We start from the raw sequence: 1,837 nt of genomic DNA on the forward strand, positions 1-1,837 counted from the left end.
TGCATGGCCTCCACCGTGTTCTTGCCGATGACACTGCGGGGGGGGGGGGGGGGGGGTTCGTAGACCAGTCGGAGGCCGATCAGCGTGAGCCAGGGCTCGTGTTCGTCGATGACCGACGCCTCGCCGAGGACCATGGGCGCCAAGCCCCCCGTGGCGATGACCGTGACGTCGTCGGGGTCGCCCCCGGCGCCCGCCAGCTCCCGCGCCATGCGGTTGACGACCCCGTCGACCTGCCCCGCGAAGCCGTACAGGATGCCCGCCTGCATGGCCTCCACCGTGTTCTTGCCGATGACACTGCGGGGGCGGGCCAGCTCGATCTTGCGGAGCTGGGCGCCGCGTACGCCGAGTGCCTCGACGGAGATCTCGATGCCGGGGGCGATGACGCCACCCGCGTACTCCCCCCGCGCGGAGACCGCGTCGAACGTCGTGGCGGTGCCGAAGTCGACGACGATCGCGGGGCCTCCGTAGAGCTCGACGGCCGCGACCGCGTTGATGATGCGGTCGGCGCCGACCTCCTTGGGGTTGTCCATGAGGATCGGGACGCCGGTCTTGATGCCGGGTTCGACCAGGACCGCGGGCACGTCCCCGTAGTAGCGGCGCGTGACCTCGCGCAGCTCGTGCAGCACCGAAGGCACCGTCGAGCAGATCGCGATGCCGTCGATGCCGTCGCCCAGCTCGTCGCCGAGGAGCGGGTGCATGCCCATGAGGCCGTGCAGCAGCACCGCCAGTTCGTCCGCCGTGCGGCGCGCGTCCGTCGAGATTCTCCAGTGCTCGACGATGTCCTCGCCGTCGAAGAGGCCGAGGACGGTGTGGGTGTTGCCCACGTCGATCGTGAGGAGCATCAGTCCCGCACCGCTTCCCGCAGGTCGAGGCCGACGTCCAGGATCGGGGACGAGTGCGTCAGGGCGCCCACCGCGAGATAGTCGACGCCCGTCACCGCGTACGCGCGTGCGTTCTCCAGGGTCAGGCGTCCCGAGGACTCCAGGAAGGCCCGGCCCGCGACGAGGGCCACCGCCTCCTCCGTCTCGCCCGGCGTGAAGTTGTCCAGGAGGATCAGGTCGGCGCCCGCGTCGACCACCTCGCGCAGCTGGTGGAGCGTGTCGACCTCGACCTCGATCGGCACGTCGGGGAACTGCTCGCGGACCGCCTTGAAGGCCTCCGCGACGCCGCCCGCCGCGACCACGTGGTTGTCCTTGACCAGGGCCGCGTCGGAGAGGGACATGCGGTGGTTGACGCCGCCGCCCATGCGGACCGCGTACTTCTCCAGGGCGCGGTAGCCCGGCGTCGTCTTGCGGGTGTCGCGGACCTTCGCCTTCGTGCCGTCCAGGACGTCGGCCCACGCGCGCGTGGCGGACGCGATGCCGGAGAGGCGGCACAGGATGTTCAGCGCGCTGCGCTCGGCCGTGAGGAGGTCACGGGTGCGGGTGGTGATCGAGAGCAGCCTGGCGCCCGCCTCGACCCTGTCGCCGTCCTCCACGTGGCGCTCCACCTCGAACTCGTCCTCGCAGACGACGGAGACCACGGCCTCCGCCACCCGCAGGCCCGCCACGGTGCCCGCCTCACGGGCGACGAAGTCGGCGGTGGCGACGGCGTTCTCGGGGATGGTGGCGACCGTCGTGACGTCCACGCCGCCGGCCAGGTCCTCCTCTATGGCCATGTGCGCGATGTCCTCGACCTGCAACGGGTCGAGGCCCGCCTCGGCGAGGAGCCGTGCGAGCGCGGGGTCGAGCCCGCACTCCAGGGGGTCGAACGCGTCGTCCCCGCCGCAGCCGCAGGCATCGCCGCAGCCGCCGCCGGTGGGGGCGAGGGGGAGGTCGTCGGGGGTGCTCACGGTTAC

General features: G+C 72.0%; 2 protein-coding genes. Both read right to left on the bottom strand.

Going from position 1 to position 1,837, the window contains the following annotated elements:
- Positions 1-842: type III pantothenate kinase (locus AB8Z36_RS36695; RefSeq protein ID WP_369217717.1), on the bottom strand; the 842-nt coding region annotated here is incomplete at its 3' end.
- Positions 842-1,831 carry a carboxylating nicotinate-nucleotide diphosphorylase gene (gene nadC / locus AB8Z36_RS36700; RefSeq protein ID WP_369217718.1) on the bottom strand — a complete coding sequence of 330 codons (990 nt, stop codon included), beginning with the start codon at positions 1,829-1,831 and terminating at the stop codon, positions 842-844. The genes AB8Z36_RS36695 and nadC, both read right to left, overlap by 1 nt.
- Between the last annotated feature and the right edge of the window lie 6 nt (positions 1,832-1,837).

Origin of the sequence: Streptomyces flavofungini (assembly GCF_041028215.1) — a bacterium.
Taxonomy (GTDB): domain Bacteria; phylum Actinomycetota; class Actinomycetes; order Streptomycetales; family Streptomycetaceae; genus Streptomyces; species Streptomyces flavofungini_B.